Source organism: Shewanella sp. AC34-MNA-CIBAN-0136 (assembly GCF_040309945.1).
Taxonomy (GTDB): domain Bacteria; phylum Pseudomonadota; class Gammaproteobacteria; order Enterobacterales; family Shewanellaceae; genus Shewanella.
The window spans coordinates 1-242 of record NZ_JBEOPJ010000097.1; the positions used below are offsets into that span (position 1 = coordinate 1).

The 242-nt window shown below is 40.1% G+C and carries 1 protein-coding gene; it reads right to left on the reverse strand.

The annotated features are described in order from the left end of the window. Positions 1–242, reverse strand: a 242-nt coding sequence (locus AAEY94_RS20795; protein WP_350979943.1) for a transposase, incomplete at both ends; no start/stop codon positions are given.

The following is a 242-nucleotide window of genomic DNA, read 5'->3' on the forward strand; positions in this document are numbered from 1 at the left end:
TTTAAGATATCTTTCTCCCATTCAATTTTCTTAATTTGCGCTTCAAGCTCTTGAATTCGTTTTTGTTCGGGAGTGATAGCATTAGCTGATGGAGTAATACCTTCAAATTCTTGTCTTAGCTGAGTTACCCAACGTCTAATCGCTGTCGGGCCTACGCCGGTTGCTTCACAAGCTTCTCGGATGGTGTAACCTTGTTTAATCACAAGGTTAGCGGTATCTATTCTAAATTCTGTTGAGTAAGT